This is a genomic window from Microcystis aeruginosa NIES-843 (genome assembly GCF_000010625.1).
Classification (GTDB): domain Bacteria; phylum Cyanobacteriota; class Cyanobacteriia; order Cyanobacteriales; family Microcystaceae; genus Microcystis; species Microcystis aeruginosa.
In genome coordinates, this window is sequence record NC_010296.1 from 1433082 (window position 1) to 1454345 (window position 21264).

General features: G+C 41.3%; 19 protein-coding genes and 2 pseudogenes. 15 read left to right on the forward strand and 6 right to left on the reverse strand.

Going from position 1 to position 21264, the window contains the following annotated elements:
• Nucleotides 1–37: 37 nt before the first annotated feature.
• From MAE_RS07015 to MAE_RS07025, 3 genes are all read left to right on the forward strand, one after another.
• Nucleotides 38–913, forward strand: coding sequence for a J domain-containing protein (locus tag MAE_RS07015; RefSeq protein WP_002798705.1), 876 nt, complete (start codon nt 38–40; stop codon nt 911–913).
• Between the two features lie 106 nt (nt 914–1019).
• Nucleotides 1020–2168 (forward strand): quinone-dependent dihydroorotate dehydrogenase, encoded by a 1149-nt coding sequence (locus MAE_RS07020; protein WP_012264952.1) that lies wholly within the window; start codon nt 1020–1022, stop codon nt 2166–2168.
• Nucleotides 2169–2343: 175 nt separating this feature from the next.
• Nucleotides 2344–3933 carry a DUF3352 domain-containing protein gene (locus MAE_RS07025; RefSeq protein WP_012264953.1) on the forward strand — a complete coding sequence of 530 codons (1590 nt, stop codon included), beginning with the start codon at nt 2344–2346 and terminating at the stop codon, nt 3931–3933.
• Here the strand turns inward: MAE_RS07025 and MAE_RS07030 are convergent.
• Complete coding sequence (locus MAE_RS07030; RefSeq protein WP_012264954.1) at nt 3907–5154, reverse strand: bifunctional folylpolyglutamate synthase/dihydrofolate synthase; 1248 nt, start codon at nt 5152–5154, stop codon at nt 3907–3909. The two genes, MAE_RS07025 and MAE_RS07030, sit on opposite strands and share 27 nt — an antisense overlap.
• A gap of 304 nt (nt 5155–5458) precedes the next feature.
• Nucleotides 5459–6184 carry a 2-phosphosulfolactate phosphatase family protein gene (locus MAE_RS07040; protein ID WP_002751646.1) on the reverse strand — a complete coding sequence of 242 codons (726 nt, stop codon included), beginning with the start codon at nt 6182–6184 and terminating at the stop codon, nt 5459–5461.
• A gap of 371 nt (nt 6185–6555) precedes the next feature.
• Between MAE_RS07040 and MAE_RS07045 the strand changes: the two are divergent.
• From MAE_RS07045 to recA, 6 genes and pseudogenes are all read left to right on the forward strand, one after another.
• Nucleotides 6556–7744, forward strand: a pseudogene (locus MAE_RS07045) (RNA-guided endonuclease InsQ/TnpB family protein).
• Between the two features lie 230 nt (nt 7745–7974).
• A complete protein-coding gene (locus MAE_RS07050; protein ID WP_002751648.1) occupies nt 7975–8391 on the forward strand; it encodes a XisH family protein in 417 nt (138 codons plus the stop codon).
• Nucleotides 8379–8714: a XisI protein gene (locus MAE_RS07055; RefSeq protein ID WP_002748301.1), complete on the forward strand. Its 336-nt coding sequence runs from the start codon at nt 8379–8381 to the stop codon at nt 8712–8714. Before MAE_RS07050 ends, MAE_RS07055 begins: the two co-directional genes overlap by 13 nt.
• A 171-nt stretch (nt 8715–8885) precedes the next feature.
• A complete protein-coding gene (locus MAE_RS07060; protein WP_012264593.1) occupies nt 8886–9977 on the forward strand; it encodes an ISAs1 family transposase in 1092 nt (363 codons plus the stop codon).
• Between the two features lie 1033 nt (nt 9978–11010).
• Entirely contained in the window at nt 11011–11964 is a 954-nt protein-coding gene (locus tag MAE_RS07070) for an aldo/keto reductase (RefSeq protein WP_012264957.1), read from the forward strand.
• Nucleotides 11965–12091: 127 nt separating this feature from the next.
• Entirely contained in the window at nt 12092–13159 is a 1068-nt protein-coding gene (recA, locus tag MAE_RS07075; RefSeq protein WP_012264958.1) for a recombinase RecA, read from the forward strand.
• Nucleotides 13160–13377: 218 nt separating this feature from the next.
• Here the strand turns inward: recA and MAE_RS35625 are convergent, their stop codons facing one another.
• The gene (locus MAE_RS35625; RefSeq protein ID WP_269453974.1) at nt 13378–13509 is read right to left on the reverse strand and encodes a hypothetical protein; all 132 of its coding nucleotides are present in this window, start codon (nt 13507–13509) and stop codon (nt 13378–13380) included.
• Nucleotides 13510–13885: 376 nt separating this feature from the next.
• Between MAE_RS35625 and MAE_RS34480 the strand changes: the two genes are divergently transcribed.
• The 4 genes from MAE_RS34480 to MAE_RS07100 all read left to right on the forward strand — a co-directional run bounded on the left by MAE_RS34480 (nt 13886) and on the right by MAE_RS07100 (nt 17420).
• A complete protein-coding gene (locus tag MAE_RS34480; protein WP_012264960.1) occupies nt 13886–15736 on the forward strand; it encodes a CHAP domain-containing protein in 1851 nt (616 codons plus the stop codon).
• Nucleotides 15737–15864: 128 nt separating this feature from the next.
• Nucleotides 15865–16530, forward strand: coding sequence for a hypothetical protein (locus MAE_RS07090; protein WP_012264961.1), 666 nt, complete (start codon nt 15865–15867; stop codon nt 16528–16530).
• Between the two features lie 50 nt (nt 16531–16580).
• Nucleotides 16581–17015, forward strand: a complete 435-nt coding sequence (locus MAE_RS07095) for a hypothetical protein (RefSeq protein WP_012264962.1) — start codon at nt 16581–16583, stop codon at nt 17013–17015.
• A gap of 84 nt (nt 17016–17099) precedes the next feature.
• Nucleotides 17100–17420 carry a hypothetical protein gene (locus tag MAE_RS07100; protein WP_012264963.1) on the forward strand — a complete coding sequence of 107 codons (321 nt, stop codon included), beginning with the start codon at nt 17100–17102 and terminating at the stop codon, nt 17418–17420.
• A 174-nt stretch (nt 17421–17594) separates the two neighbouring features.
• On the opposite strand, the gene MAE_RS07105 is transcribed toward MAE_RS07100, so the two are convergent.
• The 3 genes and pseudogenes from MAE_RS07105 to MAE_RS31785 all read right to left on the reverse strand — a co-directional run bounded on the left by MAE_RS07105 (nt 17595) and on the right by MAE_RS31785 (nt 19634).
• Nucleotides 17595–18155, reverse strand: coding sequence for a hypothetical protein (locus MAE_RS07105; protein WP_012264964.1), 561 nt, complete (start codon nt 18153–18155; stop codon nt 17595–17597).
• Between the two features lie 43 nt (nt 18156–18198).
• A pseudogene (locus MAE_RS07110) lies at nt 18199–19161 on the reverse strand (bile acid:sodium symporter family protein).
• A gap of 293 nt (nt 19162–19454) precedes the next feature.
• Nucleotides 19455–19634 (reverse strand): hypothetical protein, encoded by a 180-nt coding sequence (locus tag MAE_RS31785; protein WP_002759146.1) that lies wholly within the window; start codon nt 19632–19634, stop codon nt 19455–19457.
• 152 nt (nt 19635–19786) lie between these two features.
• On the opposite strand from MAE_RS31785, the gene MAE_RS07115 reads away from it, so the two are divergent.
• Together MAE_RS07115 and MAE_RS07120 are read left to right on the forward strand one after the other, a co-directional pair.
• Nucleotides 19787–19975 carry a hypothetical protein gene (locus tag MAE_RS07115; protein ID WP_231859738.1) on the forward strand — a complete coding sequence of 63 codons (189 nt, stop codon included), beginning with the start codon at nt 19787–19789 and terminating at the stop codon, nt 19973–19975.
• 809 nt (nt 19976–20784) lie between these two features.
• Entirely contained in the window at nt 20785–21258 is a 474-nt protein-coding gene (locus MAE_RS07120; RefSeq protein ID WP_002795611.1) for a CRR6 family NdhI maturation factor, read from the forward strand.
• The last annotated feature ends 6 nt before the right edge of the window (nt 21259–21264 follow it).

Genomic DNA, 21264 nt, shown 5'->3' on the forward strand with positions numbered 1-21264 from the left:
ACTGATAACTGATAACTGATAACTGATAACTGAATATATGCCACAATTAGTTAATTATTATGATGTTTTAGGAGTATCTCGCACGGCTACTGGTGACGAGATCAAAAAGGCTTTTCGACGACTGGCGCGTCAATATCATCCTGATGTTAATCCGGGGGATAAATCGGCCGAAGAAAAGTTTAAAGATATTAATGAAGCTTATGATGTTCTCTCCGATGAAGAAAAACGGGTTGAGTATAATCGTTCCTTGACAGGAAATAAACGCCGCGGGATACGTCCGGGGGAAAAAGCCAATAGTAACGGGAATGGAAAAATACCCCGTACAGAACAGGATTTATGGAAGTTTAGAGATTTTAATAACCCTAATACTAAGCGCGCTAAAATTGCCTCCTCTCCCCGTTTAACTCGTCGAGATGTGGAAGCAAAATTAACTTTACCTTTAGAGAAAGCCTATCAAGGTGGCAGACAAAGAATTCGTCTGGAAGATGGTAGATCAATAGAGGTTGATATGCCAGCAGCTATGATCGATGGGCAGAAAATTCGTCTCAAAGGTCAGGGTATTGAAGGGGGTGATTTATATTTAAAAATAACTATCGCTAGGCATCCTTTTTTTAGGATTCAAGGTTCTGATATTGTCTGTCAAGTACCGATTACTCCTAGCGAGGCAATTGTGGGCGGTTTTGTGGAAATTTCTACCATTGACGGGTTAGTTAAAATGATGATTCCTAAGGGATTAAAAAGTGGTCAAAGATTACGTTTGGCTAACAAAGGTTATCCCACTTCCCAAGGAGAAAGGGGCGATCAATTAGTGGAAATTATATTAGTTAATCCTCCCAATCCTAGCCCTGAAGAATTAGAACTTTATCAAAAAATACGGGCGATCGAAACTTTTAATCCTCGTCAAGGTTTATAAAGATTATGCTAGGGGTGGGTTACGGCAAATTGGAAATTTTTTGTCAAAAACATAACTTGTTCTTGCCTAACCCACCCTACACCTAACCCTTAATTCCTGTCTTCTTATGACAAATATAATTGACACAATTAAACCTTTTTATCCTCTAGCTTTCAAGGCTATTCGGGGCAATTTAGAGGGAACACAAAAACAATTATTAAATACTCTGCAAAAAATTGATCGCTCGCGGGGGGAATTTTGGGGACAATGGTTAATCTCCCAATTAGCAGAATCCCTCTGTTTTAGCGATTCTCGCCTATCTCAAAGCCTCTGGGGGTTAAATTTCCCCAATCCCGTCGGATTAGCGGCAGGATTCGATAAAGACGGTTTAGGGGCAGGACTTTGGCCTAGTTTCGGCTTTGGTTTTGCCGAGGTGGGTGCTGTCACCCTAGAAGGGCAACCGGGCAACCCAAAACCGAGATTATTTCGTTTACCGGAAGATTTGGCCGGATTAAACCGTATGGGGGCAAATAACCTCGGTGCGCCGGTTCTAGCGGCAACCCTCCAACAATCTTGGCAACGACAACCCCGACAGATTCCCATCGGCATTAACCTCTGTAAATCGAAAAATACGCCCCTAGAAAAGGCTCCGGAGGACTATTTAGGCAGTTTTCGCTATTTATTCCCCCATGCTGATTATTTTGTCGTTAATGTTAGTTCTCCCAATACTCCAGGTTTGCGTTCCCTGCAAAGTGGTGAACAACTCGATAAAATTCTCGACATTTTACAAACAGAAAATCAAGGCAGAAAACCCCTATTAGTGAAAATTTCTCCCGATTTGGAATGGGAAGATATCAGAACAATTATTGATCTAGCTTTCTCCTATGAGTTAGCCGGAATTGTCGCTACTAATACCACCACTAAACGCACGGGATTAAAAACCACAATTCTGCCTGAAACTGGTAAACCAATCACTGAAGAAGCAGGGGGAATTAGTGGCAAACCTTTGGGGGAACGTGCCACGGAAGTGATCCGTTTTATCTATCGGCAAACCCAAGGCAATTTACCAATAATTGGAGTGGGAGGAATTTTTTCTCTCGATGATGCTTGGGAAAAAATTACCGCCGGTGCGAGTTTATTACAGATTTATACCGGTTGGTTATACCGAGGACCCTGGCTAGTATCAAATATTTTACAAGGATTAACAGAAAAATTAGAGGCTAATGGGTTGACTAATATTAATCAAGCGGTGGGTTGGCAAGCTAACCAAGAATGAGCCAATTTTCTCCGGTAATTAGCAATAATTTCGCAAAAATTAGCTAAAATGTTATCTGTTACCTTTGGGGATAAGATAAGATAATTAAGATAACTACAATAGGACTGATCTAGAGACTACAGCTAGATAAAAATTGATCGCCAAGTATTGAACTTTTTAACCAAACCACAATTCTATGTCAAAAAAATCATTTTTACCCGGTTGTTTAGTCGTCCTAGGACTAACAGCAGTAACCGCAGGAGGTGTCTATCTTTATCTACGAGGACAACTTCCTTGGCAAAGATTCACCCCCTTAGAATCGGCAAAAGTTATCCCAGAAACTGCCTTTGCTAGTAGTTTTGTCTCCACGGATGCAAAAGCTTGGTCAGTGTTAGCTAAATATGGTACACCAGAATCGCGAACTGCGGTTAGTCAAGGACTAGAAGAATTACAAAAAAATATCTTCACCGATAAGATTGATTATCAACGGGATATCGAACCTTGGATCGGTAGTATCAGCTTTGCTTTCCTTCCCGCAACTACCCCCGGACAATCGGGATTATTAACGGTTATCGGCATCAAAGATAAAATTAAAGCGTCAGAATTCGAGAAAAAACTAGGACAACAAGTTAATCGCAAAACTAGCACCAGTGACTACAAAGGTGTTAAAATTACTGCTATAGATTGGCAGGATAACACCACTATTTATACTGCTGTTACTGGCGATTTTTTGTTGATATCCTACGATAAAAAGGTGTTAGAAGCGGCGATCGATACCTACCGAGGACAGCCATCTTTTAGCAGTAAACCGGAAGTGAGAAAACTGCTTTCCCAATCCCTCAACCTCCCCAATACCCTAGCGACAATTTATATCGATGATTATGCCGCAATCTTGGGACCAGATGCTAATTTATCTCCCCAAAGTCGGCAAGAATTAGCAAAAATTCAAGATGTTGTCGCAGGAGTGGGTGTCACCGATACGGGATTACAGTTACAAATGGTGGCTAAATTGGCCCCTGAAACTATTTCTACCCTACCTTCCCCTAGCAAAAATCAAGTTTTAAATTATTTACCCGGAGATACCATCGCACTTTGGAGTGGTAATAATCTTAAACAGGGATGGGAAGAAGCAGAAAAACAGTCCCAAACTAACCCAGAATTACAAGTTTTTCTGCGTCAGATCCGTGAGAATTTTCAGATGGCAACCCTTGACGCGGATAAAGAAGTTTTTAACTGGATGGATCGAGAATTTGCCTTCGGAATTATCCCCAACCAGCAAGCAGTGGGAGGGTTAGGTTTTGGGGGAATGATGATCTGGCAAACCGGCGATCATAAAGCGGCAAAAACTACCCTCGATAAGTTAAATGAATTGGTGAAAACTGTTCCCTTTATCACCATAAAAAACAGTCAAATTTCTGGCCAAGATGTGACTGAATGGAAAGCGGAAGAACAAGCGATTTTAACCTATGCTTGGCCTAATAATGATACCCTAAAAATGACCGTCGGAATTCCCTATCAACCGCAACCGAATCAACCGATTAGCCAAAGTGAGAATTTCCAAGCATCGATCGCAAATTTGCCTAAAAATAATCTCGGTTATTTTTTCATCGATGTGGAGCAAATTATTGCTAAAGCAGGGGGAATTAATAATCTTCCTGCCACGGAATTAACCCCGGAAGCAAAGGCCTTTTTAGAATCGGTACGCGGGATCGGAATTACTGCCACTATGCCTGATAAAACCACCAGTAAAATTGATGTTTTATTTTCCCTGAAACAAACTCCCTAAAAAGTAACCGACTAGATAAAGCGATCCACAGAGAATTATCCGACTATCGGCAGATTCTTGGATGGCTTTTTTTAGTCCTAAAAATACATCGGAACAAGTCTCTAGGTGAGATAATTCTGGACAAATTGAAGCCGCTAATTCCGCTAAGGTTTCAGGATTGGCACTGCTATGATCTGGGACAGGAACTAAATATAAACTATCGCCTTTTCTTAATAAAGCTTGGAATATTTCTCGATGATCTTTAGTCGATAAAATACCCATCACCCAGATAATTTTTGGAGCCTTTAAACTATCTACATACTGCCTTAAACCCATGGCAGCAGCGGGATTATGAGCGCCATCTATTAAAATTTCTCGCTGACACCAATTAACGGTTTGTAAACGTCCTAACCAGCGAGTTTTTGCCATTCCTTCTTGCACGACTTCATCGCTAATTTGCCAACCTTGCTGACGTAAAATATTAACAACAGCGATCGCTATAGCGGAATTAGTTAATTGAAAATCTCCCGCTAAGGATAAAGGATATTCCAACCCTTGATATTTGGCCCGATTATCGGCAATTTTTTCGGCAGCTTCTACCCATACCGTCGGACAATTTAACAGCTTGATTCTCTCCCTAACTACTCCCTGCGCTGATTCCGGTAATTGTCCGATAACTGCGGGACAATTCGCTTTTAATATCCCCGCTTTCTCCCCGGCAATATCGGCAACCGTGTGACCTAAATTTTGCCAATGTTCCCGACTAATAGAAGTGATGACAGTAACTAAAGGTTGAGCGCAAACATTAGTCGCATCTAATCTTCCTCCTAAACCCACTTCCATCACGGCAATATCCACCTTTTCCTGAGCAAAATACAGCCAAGCAGCGGCAGTAATTACCTCAAATTGAGTAGGACTTTCCTGCTGGGGATCGATAAGCGATTGTATATATTTAAGCAGGTTTTCTAAAGTCGCGGTTTCAATATTTTCGCCATTAATAGAGATTCTTTCTGTCCAAGCAATTAAATGGGGAGAAATATAACGTCCGACTTTGTAACCGGCGGTACTGAGAATAGAGGATAGATAGGCACAAACTGAACCTTTGCCATTAGTTCCCGTGACATGAATAATCGGAATTTTATCTTGGGGATTGCCTAAAATCTCCAGCAGATTTTTTATTCTTTCTAAACCGAGATTGACACCAAAACGCTGAAAAGGTTGCAGTAAAGAATCGATAGTCATGGTTGGCAAACTATAAATAGGGTTTGCGGCAAAAAGTTTTTCGGTGGGGGTAGGGTGTGGGGTGTGGGGTGTGGGGTGTGGGGTTTTACCGATTTTCATCTGCTCAATTACCTAATTTTCAGGGAAAAAGTCCAGGGATTTTCCCCCTGATCACTCCCAGACGAGGCACTTTTGGATTTCAAAAAGGTCTAAAAGTTTTATCCAACAAGGTTTTTAGATTTATTCAGCAGACCCTAAATAAAGGAATCCGGCTAGGATCGATACTCCTACCGGCACTGATGACCCTTTCTGTGGGTGATAATGTCTAAAGTTTGACTAAAATGCTCGGTTCTTTTTGGATCGGTAAAACATCAAGAGAGTCAATATTAGCGCAGTATTTTAAATCTTCTTGACAGTGGAGACGCAAGAGGCGCTGACCATGACTACAACTGTGGAACATTCCTAAAAGATCATTTTGCCATTGACGATAAAGAGCGATCGAGGCGATAACCTCATCATTCCCGATCGCCATTTGCCCCGATTGTTCTTGTAGCGCATCGGCGATCGCTCCAGCACAGGCCGTATCTTCCAGAGAATAACCCCCTTCCCAACCAGAGCCAACAATCCAGACGGTATCGGGCTGCTTATCCAATAAGTAATTAACGGCAGCTTGCCGATTGATCATAGCCGCAGTGATCACGATCGGGGATTCTTCCACCCTTTGCAGAGCGCGAGTGCCGTTAGTGGTGCTGATAAACAGACGACGACCTTTCATTAAATCAGGGGTACAATCGAGGGGAGAATTGCCCAGATCGCAGCCTTCCACTTTCGCGCCACCTCTTTCTCCTGCTCGGAGACGTTTTTCCGGTTGCCAGGTATCACTCACCTGCATCAGGGTTTTCAGATCGCTGAAGGTTTGCACTGCTTCCGCACCGGCATTGAGGGCAGTGGCGATCGTGGTTGTTGCTCTTAAAACATCGATAACGACGGCGCAATCGGGTAGAGTATGGACGGGGGTAAGTTCGGGAGTATGATAAATGAAAACCTGCACGAGTTATACCAAGTAAAAAGTAAAAGGGGAAATAAGCTCAACATACCGCCGCTCGGCGTTGCGCTGGCAGAAGAAAGACAAGGCCGATTTTATCACGATGGATGTCAGCTAGTTAAGCTGTTCTTAATTCAAATTGCTTGTTGAGATCAGGCAAGGGGGGGCTAATCTCAGAATAAGCGGTTTAAATACGTCTTAGCTTATCACTTGAAATGCCCACGCGGATCACAAAATTGGCCAATTGTCAATAGGGTTTGAGATGCTCTCACCCTGTCGCTCGTCATCGAAAATTTGGGTCTGAAACCCCGTCGTTCTACGACGGCTTTACTGTTAAATATTAGAACATTTACGAAATATATGCTAGAATGTGAGACATGGAAAAAGCCTACTCGTTCCGATTTTACCCCACACCCGAACAAGAGTCGCTATTGCGGCGCACTTTGGGCTGTGTAAGATTGGTTTACAACAAAGCTCTCCATGTCAGAACACAAGCATGGTACGAAAGACAAGAAAGAGTAGGCTACGCTCAAACTTCTTCAATGCTAACCGATTGGAAAAAGCAAGAAGAATTAGACTTTCTCAATGAGGTAAGCTGTGTACCTTTACAACAAGGGTTAAGACATTTACAAACAGCTTTTACTAATTTCTTTGCTGGTCGTACTAAGTATCCCAACTTTAAGAAAAAACATCAAGGAGGAAGTGCCGAATTTACCAAATCAGCCTTTAAATTTAAAGACAAACAAATCTATTTAGCCAAATGCACAGAACCTTTACCTATTCGATGGTCAAGAAAAATACCAGAAAGCTGTGAACCAAGCACAGTAACAGTCAGATTACATCCCTCAGGACGTTGGCATATTTCAATTAGATTTGATGACCCAACGATTAAGCCTTTACCAGTAACAGATAAAGCCATTGGAATTGACTTAGGAATTAGTAGCCTCGTGATTACCAGCGATGGCGATAAAGTGTCTAATCCCAAGCATTTTAAAAAGCATTATCGGAGACTGCGAAAGGCCCAAAAAAGCCTTTCTAGAAAACAGAAAGGGTCAAAAAATCGGGAAAAAGCAAGAATCAAAGTAGCCAAGATTCACGCTCAAATCACCGATAGCAGAAAAGACCATTTACATAAGCTAACCACTCAATTAGTTCGTGAAAACCAAACGGTTGTGGTTGAGAACTTAGCCGTCAAGAATATGGTCAAAAACCCGAAATTATCTCAGGCAATATCTGATGTAAGCTGGGGAGAAATTACCCGACAATTAGCCTATAAATGCCGTTGGTATGGAAGAAATTACATCGAAATAGATAGATGGTTTCCTAGCTCTAAAAGGTGTAGTAATTGCGGGTATATTGCCCTTGAAAATGCCGTTAAATGTTCGAGAATGGGACTGTCCAGACTGTGGAACACACCATGACCGAGATATTAACGCCAGTAAAAATATTTTGGCCGCAGGGCTTGCGGTGTCAGTCCGGGTCGCGACCATAAGACCAGAACAGAGTAAATCTGTTAAGGCAGGTGCGAAAAATCCTTCGGGAAAGAAGCAGAAACCTAAATCGTGAGGTTTGGGAATCACCGTCCGTTCACGGCGGTGAGGATGTCAAGACTAAGTAGCTGGTTATAATTAAATTAAAAATCGATTTTAGGTTCGATCCCCCCTGCCCCCCTTGATAAGGGGGGTGCCGATAGGCGGGGGGATCCCCCTTGATAAGAGGGGCATCTGATAAGTTTTAACGCCTACTTACTTAAATGTTATAATTAATAATTATTATGCCTGCTAACCTCAAGATTCATGTCTGCTAAAGATCGTTTTCATGGTGCAGTGAGAAAAGGATTAGAAAAAGAGGGTTGGATCATTACGGATGACCCTTTAAGGATTGAAGTGGGTGATGTAGAAATGTATGTCGATTTAGGAGCAGAGCAACTGATAGCCGCAGAAAAAGACAATGAAAAGATAGCCGTTGAAATTAAAAGTTTTATCGGTAAATCCAGCATTTCAGAATTTCATACTGCCATTGGACAATTCTTTAATTATCGTGTTGCTTTAGAAGAAAAAGAACCTAAAAGACAGTTATATTTAGCTGTTCCCTTAGATATTTATTATAGTTTTTTTGAATTGCGATTTATTCAAACTGTCGTTAAAAGATTTCAAATTTACCTGATTATTTATGATCCGATTGGGGAGGTAATTGTCGAATGGAAAAATTAGAACAATATCGTCACTATGTCAAGCAAGTCATTACTGAATATTCTCAGATAGGTTCATCTAAAGATCCGATTGAACAACAATTGATTTTTGATACAGTTGGCGATCACTATCAATTGATGTATGTTGGCTGGAAAAATAGACGAAGATATCATGGTTGTGTTTTGCATCTCGATATTAAAAAGGGTAAAATCTGGATACAACATGATGGCACTGAGGTGGGAATTGCCAATGAATTAGTTAATTTAGGTGTTCCTAAAGAGGATATTGTTTTAGCCTTTCATGAACCCCTAGTCAGAGAATATACAGGGTTTGCGGTGGGTTAATCTTAATCAGAGAAAGTTGACAACATTATTGTCATAAGTAGGTAGGCGTTAAAAATTATCAGACACCCCCCTTATCAAGGTAGGGCTGTTTCATTCTCCCATCAGAATATCAAAAGTAAAAGCGATCACTGTCTTTGTAAAATGAGGAGTGACCGGCAACTTTTCAAATATATGTTGAGCTTAATAGAAAAACTGAAACAAGTCAAGGACTTTCGGAAAGATAAAGGAAAAAGACACCCTTTATGGATAGTATTAGTAGTAATAATACGGGGAACAATGCTAGGATACTCAGGTTATAGAGAGCTAGGAGAGTTTGCTAAAAATAATCGGCACAGGCTCAGTCAAGAATTTAACATAATTCCAGAAAGAGTCCCATCCTATTCAACAATTAGAAGGGTAATGATGGGAGTTGAATGGCAGATTTTGTTAAAAATGTTTAAGGAATGGGCATTACAAGAATATGGACAAAGAAGTGATATAAATTGGCTAGACATAGATGGAAAAAGTCTCAAAAACACTCTAAAGAATCCTAACAATGAACAAGAAAATTTTATTATGTTTGTCTCATTGTTTAGTCAAGAAAGTGGCTTGGTATTACACTTAAAAAGAATTGAAAACAAAAAAGGGTCTGAAATCGACGAAGGTCAAGCTATAATTGAGGATTGCACTCTTCAAAATAAAGTTTTTACTGGGGATGCTTTACACTGTCAGAAAAAAACAATCAGCTTAATAGCCAAGAGTAAAAATGACTATGTTATCACCGTTAAAGGAAATCAGAAAAATCTTTATAAGCGAATACAAGACCTGAGTAATTCCTCAAAGCCAGAAAGTTGTTTTCTTGAACAAGACAATAGTCATGGACGAAAAATATCCAGAAAAATAGAAGTTTTTAAAGTGAGGAAAAATGAAAGACAAGGGTTTGAAAATCTGCGCCGAATTATTAAAGTAGAAAGAAGGGGTAGTCGCGGGGATAAAACTTATGAAGAAACAGCTTACTATATCAGTAGCCTAACCGAATCCGCCCAAGTATTTGCTAAAATTATTCGAGGACATTGGAAAATAGAAAATCAGTTACATTGGGTAAAAGATGTAATTTTTGAGGAAGATAAAAGCGAGATAAGTGATTTTCAAGCGGCCAGCAATTGGTCAATTCTCACAACTATAGGATTGAATCTTTTCAGAGGTTTGGGTTTTCTCTCAATAACAGAGGGACAGAGGTGGTTAGCTGAACGTTGGGAAAAACTGATAGTTTTATCGACGTAAGAAGCAGAAAAATTAGCTAAATTAACAGGATGTACTCTCAGAAAATTTGAAGAGAGATAGGCTTTTAGTGGCTTGGAAACAAGCTTTATCAATTTATTCATAATCAATATTGGCAGAGGATTAAAGATTAGTTATTGTCACTAACTCTTTTGATTAGAAAAAGATAAACTTGAGAATTTTCATTCAAATTTATTGACTCAAAATCAGCTGTACTTAATTTAAATGAATCAACCCTACCCTTATCAAGGGGGATCCCCCCGCCTATCGGCACCCCCCTTATCAAGGGGGATCCCCCCGCCTATCGGCACCCCCCTTATCAAGGGGGATCCCCCCGCCTATCGGCACCCCCCTTATCAAGGGGGATCCCCCCGCCTATCGGCACCCCCCTTATCAAGGGGGATCCCCCCGCCTATCGGCACCCCCCTTATCAAGGGGGATCCCCCCGCCTATCGGCACCCCCCTTATCAAGGGGGGCAGGGGGGATCGAACCTAAAATCCATTTTTAATTTAATTATAACCAGCTACTTAAAATAAGCTCAACAGGAGAAAAATTTAGAAAGATTATCGAAAACAATTGACAAAAATCTCAGCAATGTCTGTCCGACGGCAATTGTTGAAACCACGGAAGTTAGCACTAACAATTAGTCAAAGCGCAAAATTCGCCTAACCTAATCATAGGTTAAGCGACAAACAAGATCAGCAAGAGATTTCGATTTTTTTACCTTTCTGTATTTCTTTGTTAACAAAACTTAACAATTATCGGCAAAATTTCGCTTGCTTTTATCGGGAGATTTTGCGATAATATTTTTAAAGGATTTTATTCATAATGGAAATCTTTGCGTCTAAAAAAAAATTGCACAGATTTCCATTATAAGAAAAGCATAGCGCAAGTCGCCGGCAAAGTCAAGTCCTTTCCCATTACTTATGGGTGCGAATTTCCCGGAATCAAAAAAGGGGGTTAGTGGTGAGTCAGACCAAATATAGGTTACACTTCATCTTTAAAAGGGAAACGCTGTCATTCTTTGTAGGGAATATGACTAGACAAACCGCTAATCTCGGACAAACAGGAATTGCCGTCAGTGCTTTGGGAATCGGGACTTGGGCATGGGGAGATAAACTATTCTGGAACTATGGCAAGGAATACGGAGCTAGTCAGGTAGAGGAGGCCTTTAAAGCGGCAGTAGAGGCAGGAATCACCTTTTTTGACACTGCCGAAGTCTATGGACTGGGGGAATCGGAACGACTCTTAGGAAAATTTACCCAACAGACCGATATTCCCATCGATATTGCCAGCAAATTTGCCCCCGTACCGTGGCGATTTGGGGCGAATGCGGTTCATAATGCCATTACCGAGAGCTTAAACCGTCTACAAACCGATAAAATTGCCCTTTACCAAGTACATTGGCCCTTCACCTTCCTGATTAGCCAAGAAACCCTAATGAATGCCCTAGCTGAAGAAGTAAAACGCGGCCGCATTGGTTCCGTGGGTGTAAGTAATTATTCCGCCGAGCAAATGCGTCAAGCAAGCCAGATTTTGGCGAAAAAAGAGGTTCCCTTAGCGGTCAATCAGGTGCAGTATTCGCTTTTGTATCGCAAAATAGAAACTAAGGGAATTTTAGCCACGGCCAAGGAATTAGGTGTCACCATCCTCGCCTACAGCCCCCTCGCTCAAGGACTACTGACTGGTAAATATAGCCCAGAAAGCCAGAATTTGCCCGATGGAGCCAGAAAAGTTGACTCACGGTTCAAAAAAGAAGGTTTGGAGAAAATAGCCCCAATTTTAAGGGTACTGCAAGAATTGGGCGCAAAATACCAAAAAACCCCCGCACAAGTCGCCCTCAATTGGTTAATCGCCCAAGGGGATGTAATTCCCATCCCGGGGGCAAAAACTGCGGCCCAAGCGAGGGAAAATGCCGGGGCGTTAGGATGGAGTTTAGAAGCGCGAGAGGTGACGCAATTAGAACAGATGAGCCGGCCTTGGCTGTAAAAATCAAAACTTTTGATTTTTGATCACCATTCTGGAAAAAGTCTCTAACTTTTTGGTGATCAAGATTAAAACAGGCTACAATCTTTGCATACTGCTGTACTACTTAAGAAAACTGGGGAGAAAATTAATGGCGACAATGACAAATAATTCCGATCGAGATAAAGCCTTAGGCCTAGTCTTAAATCAAATCGAGCGCAACTTTGGCAAAGGTTCGATCATGCGTTTGGGAGACGCCACCCGGATGCGGGTGGAAACCGTGCCTAGTGGTGCTTTAACCCTAGATATGGCCTTGGGTGGCGGTTTACCGAAAGGCCGTATCGTCGAAATTTACGGGCCAGAAAGTTCTGGAAAAACCACCTTAGCCCTCCATGCGATCGCAGAAGTGCAGAAAGCTGGGGGAGTGGCGGCCTTTGTCGATGCGGAACACGCTTTAGATCCCACCTATTCGGAAGATTTAGGGGTAGATATCAATAATTTACTGGTGGCACAACCGGATACGGGGGAGGCTGCCTTAGAAATAGTTGACCAGTTAGTGCGTTCTTCGGCCGTGGATATCGTTGTCATCGACTCGGTGGCCGCTTTAGTGCCGCGGGCGGAAATTGAAGGGGAAATGGGGGATAATCAGGTGGGTTTGCAGGCCCGTTTGATGAGTAAAGCCCTGCGAAAAATTGCTGGTAATATTGGTAAATCCGGTTGTGTGGTGATTTTCCTCAACCAACTGCGGCAAAAAATCGGTGTCACCTACGGCAATCCTGAAGTGACCACCGGAGGAACGGCCTTAAAATTTTATGCCTCGGTGCGTTTAGATATCCGTCGCATTCAAACTTTGAAAAAAGGCACGGAAGGGGAATACGGAATTCGGGCTAAAGTTAAGGTGGCTAAAAATAAAGTTGCGCCTCCTTTCCGGATTGCTGAATTTGATATTATCTTCGGTAAAGGCATTTCCCAAGTGGGTTGTATGCTCGATATCGCCGAACAAACTAACGTGGTTACTCGTAAAGGGGCATGGTATAGCTATAATGGCGAAAATATTGCCCAGGGTCGCGATAATGCCGTTAAATATCTCGAAGAAAGGCCAGAAGTAGCGGCAGAAATTGAGAAGTTATTGCGGGATAAATTAGACATGGGTTCGGTTCCTTTCCCCACGGAACCTGCCGATGAGGACGAGGGGGACGATGAGGAACCAGAAATCTAAAAGAAGAGGGTTTTAGGTCTTGGTTATCCCCCTATTTTGGGGGATTTTTTTGGACTAGATCATGGCAATTCTATAGTGCTACTCCTTAGGTTTAGAATATTCCTAAACAAAATTAATTGCCTATTTCCTCCTACGGCTGGAATCGCTCTATTTCTTTTCTGTTGGCCGTTCCCTTGTGCATCTCAGGACTAAAAAACTTATTTTGTAAACCACTTATCTTAAAATTTGTCAATCAAAAAGAGGCTCTTCGTTACTTGGTATGGTTCGATATGGGGGCATAAATCGACTAAATCCTTATCTGGCAAGAGATTTAATTGATTAGTTCGCTCTAGAGCGAAAACAATTGACAAAAATCACCAAATGTCTTTCTCTATAAGGGTTTCATCTCTTATAATCCTGTCCGTTGCATAAGACAAACCGAAGAACCCAAAAAGATTAAAAAATATCAATCAGAGAAAAGTAATGTTAAAAAATAGCGATAATTCCGAGGAGATAATCAAGAATTCTTAAAAGATATAGTTGTTTTCAAAAGTCTTCTGGAATCATCTTTTATAATCTGGAGTAATTAGTCGGACATAAATAAACAACACTATGTTAAGAAATGTAAAATAGGCGGTTTTCGGTGCTGCATACAGCTTTCTACCCTATTTACAAAACTTTATACAGCAGCGAAAACTTATGTCCGACTACTTATAAGCAACACAGAGGAAAGTCGAGGTAATCTCAATGACTACAGCAGAAGACGTTTTGCAAGTTGCCCGCCGACAAATAGGTACAAAAGAAAGTCCTCCGGGTACGAATAGTAACAAATATGGCAAGTGGTACGGCATGGACCGCGCCCCTTGGTGTGCCATGTTTGTTTCCTACTGTTTTGATAATGCCGGTTTAACCTTCAAATTCCCAAAAGATTTAGGAACGAGCAAAGGATTTGCCTATTGTCCCTATGGGGTAAAGTGGTTTAAAGACCAAGGCCGATGGCACACGGAAAACCCCCGCCCCGGCGATGTCGTCTTCTATATGTTTAATAAAAGAGGAGGGGTATCTGACCATGTGGGTATTGTGGAGAAAGTGCTAGGAAATGGTCAAATTCAAGCTATTGAAGGCAATACCAGCACTTCCAGCAACGATAACGGCGGCACCGTCATGCGACGGACAAGAACGAGAAATCAGATTCTCGGTTACGGACGACCAGATTATAATGGCACAGCGCACACTCAAGCGGGAGAAATTACCTCTTGGGATGGAGAATATATATTTCTGACCAGTCCCCCGATGGAATCGGAAAGTATTCGTCTCTGGCAGAAGTGCATGAAAGAACGGGGCTATCCCATCGAAGTTGATGGCGAGTATGGACCGAATTCAGAGCGAATCTGCCGAGAATTCCAAGCAAAAATGAAATTAGAAGTGGATGGTGTTATCGGTCGAGACACTTGGAACGCCTCTTGGCGACAACCCAAGCAATCTCAAGGCAATTTATCTGTTGACCAACCCGTTGATCGCGTTCGTTATCCCCTGCACCATCCCGTACAATTTAGTGGTAGTGCCAAAAATGGTGTAGTCAAAATTCAACTCTGCACCACTTGGGGTGGGGCAGAATTTCTCCTAGGCGGAAAAGTACCCGTTATTAATGGTCAATGGCGTTCCTCCTATCAATTTCAAACGGGTGGTGATCGCAAAATTTTTATCGAGGGACTAGATAGCAACGATCAGGTTATTGACAGCACAGATGTGATCATTAATCTCGATCCCGATGGTAATAACGATGTGGATACTGTCCGTATTACCAGTCCCAAAATTAATCAAGAATTAGATTTAGAATCGTCAGTCATATTTGAGGGGGTTGCCGAGGATCCTCTCATCCAGACGATTAAATTGAGAACTCCCTTTGCTAATAAAAATTTCTTTTTAGGAAAAGACATCCCCGTAGATAATGGGCGTTGGCAACACGAATTTAAATTCAGCACGGGAGGCACTCGCAAAATTGTTGCAGAAGGAATTGATGCCTCTGGTCGTCTAATCGATAGTGCCGCCATTGAAATTGTTCTCAAATCCAAAGAATCGGCATCTGTTGCTGGTGTAAGCGCTCCCAATTTGCGTCGGGTTGTTGGCATAGACAAAACCTCAATTTCCTTCCGCAATAAAGTTGTTGAAATTGCTAAAGAATTGGGAGTTGATCCTAATTACCTCATGGCCGCTATGAGTTTTGAAACTGGCGGTACTTTTAGCCCTGCTATCCGCAGTTTCTCCGGTAGTGGTGCCACGGGATTAATTCAATTTATGAGACCCACAGCCCATTCTTTAGGAACAACTACCACTGCCTTAGCGAAAATGAGTCCAGAAGAACAACTCGATTATGTTAAAAAATACTTCTGGCCTTACAGAAATCGCCTTAAAACTTTAGAAGATGTCTATATGGCAATTCTCTATCCTGCCGCTATTGGCAAGGGGCCAAATCATGTGCTTTTCCGCCAAGGTACTATCAGTTATCAGCAAAATCGAGGGTTAGATGGTCCACCAGTAAAAGGATTTGTTACTGTGGGTGATGCCACCAAAAAAGTTAGTCAAAGATTTGTGTAAGCAGTCTTAATTTCTATCCAACAAGAGAGATTTTCTCAGAAAATAGTAAAGGGTTAATCGAGATTTTCTATTGTCAACGGGCAGGTTTAAAGCTCGATTAACCGAGTCAATTCAGGAGGGTTTTACTCATGAGCTATACGGGACAAATAACCTTAGAAAATTCCGATTTGCAGATTCCCTGTCTAAAAAATTTTCTAGATAAAATCGGAGATTTGATTAGTGGTCATCATCACAATAATGTCAACCTAAACCCAATAGAATCGGAGGTGATTACTGCCGATGAGGACGAAGAAGTTATGGAACCAGGTTGTGTAATTAACAATGATCATTCCGCTCAGGATTTATCTTTTTCTGGAGAGGAAGAATCTCAAGAAGAAGAATTGATCGAATCGGGTGAGGATACTAAATTAGAAAACTCAGAGCCAGTTTCTGATTATGAAGAAGAGGAGGAAATCTGGGAACCAACCCCTGGTTCATCGGCAAAACTAATTACTACTCCTGTGGTAAACCCCGATGCAAAAATAGTGCAGTTACCACCGATAAATTCCTCAATTCCCCTTGATAATGAGGAAGATTTCTGGGAACCAGCTGGTTTTTTTGAAGATGATCAACTTAATAATGCTCTCTCTCCCGTCAGATTAGGCAGTTTTACGGCACTCTTGGCAGCAATTATCTTGGGAGGATTGACAGTTTTAGGTCATACTCAGGCAGCAGAAGCAGAGGCAACCTATGCTTTATTAGGGACGGCTTTTGGCTCCAAAATTGTTCAAAGAACCTCGAAATCAGTCAACTAAATTCTTAGTTAATAATTCATCATTTTTACTCTAGACAGGAGAATTATATCATGGTCGGTACGCCACAAGATACTAACATTGCAACAAAACCGGTAGGATTTTTACAAGATGATCAGGGTAATAATTCATCTATGAGGTTGATGGCAATTATCTCTTTATGTTCAGCGATCGCCTTTAGCTGTGCAGTGTTTTGGCGCATCAATCAAAACTATACAGAAAAAGCCACAGAGCAAGGTAGATACCTTAAGTTAATCGAGCAAGAAGTCTCGAAAGACGCTCCTGATTTAGAGCGAATAATAAGCAGTGTGGAGCGACTTGACCAACTCAATCAAACAGAAAAAGGTGAAGAAGGAATGGCAATTATTTACGCTTTTCTGGGAGCAGCTTTTGGTGGGAAATTTGTTCAGAAATTTGCGGAAGCTACAGGGTCGCAATCTGCACCTACTAAACCTAAAACGATTGCTAATCCTGGCAGCAGTCCCTAATTAGTTGGCTATAGACAGTAATTTTGATTTGATCTAGATTGATTGCTTTTGAGGTTTAGCATTATGGGCAAATTTTACCCAGTGATGAATAGTATTTCCTTTCTGACAGCTATTATGTTTAGTCTTGTTTTAGTTGTGCAAATACCTCAAAAACGGGAAATGCAACAAGTCCAGCAGCAATCTTTCGAGAAATTACTGTCTCAAGTCAAAGAAAAGTATCCTGATCTGTCTGATTTATTGACAAAACTTCAACCCTATTCTACCCGTTTACCGGGCCCTTTTTCTCTGGATATTGTTTCTCCAGAGATTCAGATTATTGTGTCCTTTATCCTTGCTGGTTGTGGAGGTTATGGATTACAGTTTTTAGAGACAAAAATGATCTCAAAATCCACTACTATGGAATAAATATTAAAAGCGATTGAGGCTAGTTATATCAGTTATCTAATAGTATAGTGAGGTAGGAAGTTTTTGTTTTGGGGGGCCAGTCGTCGATACCAAATTATACTACGACATTTTAAAAGGGTTTTACCATTATTCAGCAAACCCTAATTAGGTAATACTTGGGGAAAAACCGAGATTTTACCCAGATTGAGCGGCTTCTAACCATGATTGTAAACCTTTTTTAGTCGGTGTTCCTTTAGTGGTAAAAGTCCATAGATCTCGTTTATGTTGGGGTCCGTAGCTGATATGAATCGGGCGATTAATTCCGTAAAAATAGAGAGAGTCAAAGGGTAATTTTTGGTTTAAAATCCAATCTATCAGGCGATCGCTAGTTAAATCGATAATCCGAAAATCACAGGCTGCCCCCAATCGCTGACAATAATATTGACCTTTTTGATTAATTTCGTGGGCGCAATGTTGATCACGACTGGGATCGATTCTACCGTTTTTTAAGCCAGTGATTGGGTCTTTTTTTTGGAGAAATTTTCTCAGATCATTGGAACAAAATCCATAGGTTAATTGAAATTTTTCTCGACCAAAATTATCAATAATTGGATCGATAATAAAGTGAGCGAGATTTTGCCAAGCGGTTATCGTTGCGGGATTTTTTGGGTAGGGATCGATTTGTGCTGCGTACTTTTGATAGGTTTGGGAACAGGTAGATAATTCTTCTAGGGTTAAATATTTACCAATTAACATAATCAGTTATCAGTTTTTAGCTAGATCCTATCACCCGATTTAGCTATTTTGCCAAAGCTGCTTTTTTGCGACCATAATAAACAGCGACAAAAGCGCTGACATACATCCATAAACTATAGACAATTGCGGGAATAGCCAGATCGGGATTCTTTAATAAACCGGCAGTGATGCCAATAGCTAAAGTGCCGCTTTGAATACCCACTTCAATCGCAATACAAATTCTTTGGGGAATAGTTAATTGAAATAAACGACCACTGAAAAAGCCAATTAGGGAAGCAATCGTGTTTAAAATAATCACTGCCAGGCCAGTTTGAGCGATAAATAAAGGTAAACGTTGCCATTCTCTCAGGATTAATAAGCAGATAATAACTGCTAGAAAAATCACGGCTAAACGATTAGTTATCGGTTCGAGACTTGTCGCCAGTAAAGGGAAGTAATGGCGGATAGTCATACCCATAACCATGGGTAAAACTATAATCAAAAATATCTGCGCCATAGTGGAACCAATGGGTAGGGAGATGGCGGCACTTTCACCCATAAAATGCTGGAGAGTGAAACTAGCTAAAAAAGGTATTGTGAAAATGGTGATGATGCTGCTAAAAGCGGTTAAAGTAACAGAAAGAGCCACATCTCCCTTAGCTAAATATAGTCATTTCAGATAAGTCTGATACACTCTAGACCAGTTAAACCCTTATGAACTCTGGCATTGATATTCTCAATCTTAATTGAAATGACTATAGGTTAAAACATTGGAGGAAGGACCGCCGGGGCAAATGGCGACAATCATTAAACCGACGGCAATTTCTGGCCGGAGAGGCAAAAGAGAAGCAATAATAAAGCCGACGATCGGTAGAATAATAATTTGATTGACTAAACCGATCAGGACTGCTTTGGGATAACGGGTGATACGCTGAAAATCGGCGAGAATTAATCCCAATCCCATGCCTAACATTAAAACGCCTAGGCCAACGGGTAAGAGGATATTAGTAAAAAAGTCGGCTTGCATGGGATAAAAGCGGAGAAGATGAGCTTATTTTCCCATAAATTGACTGGTTTATTCGTGTCCCTAGTTACCGATTTTGCTGACTAAAAAACCCCCGGTGTGCAGGGGAGATTAAATTGTAGGAGAAATCCAAACCTTGGCGATTTTAGTCCAGTTTCCCTTCCCGCTCCGGGATGATATCCCCGTCCTACTTCAGTTGCTTGGTGGCAACCATGGGATCACAGCTAGGGAACTGCCGATGCGACTGCCACTTTCGACATCAGCAATGCCTAGGGAATGTTGCCGCAGGACTTCCATCAAAAATAACGAGGGCAAATTTTCCTTCTAAATCCCGCAGTCCTTGAATTCCTTTCTGTTGATAAATTGCTAGGGCGATCGAGGTGGTAGATTTTTGGTGAACGATAGGTGAGTTTTTGCGGTGCTTTCCCTTCTAGATCGAGGGACAGTTTTTTGTCATCTAAGTTGTGTGTAAACATAGCAACCCTCCAGATCTCTACAGTTCTATTGTACCTTTATCCCTGGTTCGAGTGCCGGGGACTGTAATAATGTGTATTATTCGTCAGACAAGACTGAACCGTTGTTTGTTTTAAAGGTAGTCGCAAGTGTAAGCGGATTAATTTTCCTTAGCTTGTTGACCGATTCCCTCAGCACGATTACCGGTTTACTCTTTGCCTCTTTGTGCGATCAAGTTCGAGGATTTGTCTGGGGTAAAGTAATTGATAAAGTAGCTAATTTCCCCGATATCACTCTCTTTGATAATACCGATGGATTGCCCTTAATTAAGTTAAGAGAAAAAGGGTTAAATTCTCTAGAATAATTATCCTGAGAATTGGTCATTTTTGAGGAACCGACAGCCTCCCCTGCTGCTAATGCAGAATAGGAAATCTATCAATAGTAATTAGGGTTTGCTGAATAAATCTAAAAACCTTGTTGGATAAGACTTTTGGACTTTTTTCCCCTCAAAAAGTGCCAGCCATTGCGGGGATCGGGGGAAAATTCAGGTACTTTTTCCCTGAAAATTAGGTAGTTGACCACCTGAAAATCGGTAAAACCCCACACCCCACACCCCACACCCCACACCCTGCCCCTAGGAAAAGCTTTTTCAGCAAACCCTAATTAGTCATCGATTAGCTCTTTGTCAAGGGGAACTGATGAGCAAACGAGGACAATATCACCTTATGTTTACCCGTCAAGCTAATAGTTATCAATAACCTGAGTTCCCGATTTTGCCGAGTAAAAAACCCCAGTGTTCAACCGAGGTTAAATTGTAGGAGAAATCCAATCATGAGGATTAAACCTCTTGCATAATTAATTTTTGATGGTTCAAAAACGGCAAAAATAAGGATTAAATTGCATAAAATTTGTAAATAGACCATTTAATTGATTATTATTCATTCTTAATTCTCCTGACTACTGACTACTGACTACTGACTCCTAACCCTAACAACAATTTTTGATTTTTACAAGAGGTCTATTTTAGTCCAGTTTCCCTCTCTCGCTCCGGAGTGAGAGAATAGTCATACTTAGTTTTTTTGTCCCGATCGAGAGTATTTTCTGAGATAGATCATTGCCGATCTGGGGATAAAAAACCGTAATTTTGCCCGATATAACCTTTTATTTGCCCCTATGACTGTCAAAATCGCTCTTAACCCCAATCAGATTCAAAATCTGGATCTATCATCTTTAGAGACTATTATTCAAGATTATCGGTCCCGATCAGCGATCGCCGAACTGGAACAAGCTCTACAATTAGAGATAGATTATCCTCGCGCGGAGGGTGATATGCGGGAATTATCGGAGATAGCGGAAGTTAGGCTGTGGTTTCTGCGTTTAGATGCGGTTTATCCCTGGCTAATTTTTATTCTTGACCCAAAACAGGGAGAAATCGCCCGTTATGCTGCTATGTTGGTCCCCCATCAATTCCATCGCGGGGAAGGAATTCAATATAACCCCGAAGCTTTAGAGATTTTTGTGATGCAAAAACTCTTTATTTTGTCTGATTGGCTGAAAAGTCAGCAAATTCCTGCTTTATCTCGCTTAAAATTTTTCGCTCAACAGTTTGGTTACGATATCGACGAGGAATTTCTCTCTAGTCTCTAAAAGCCT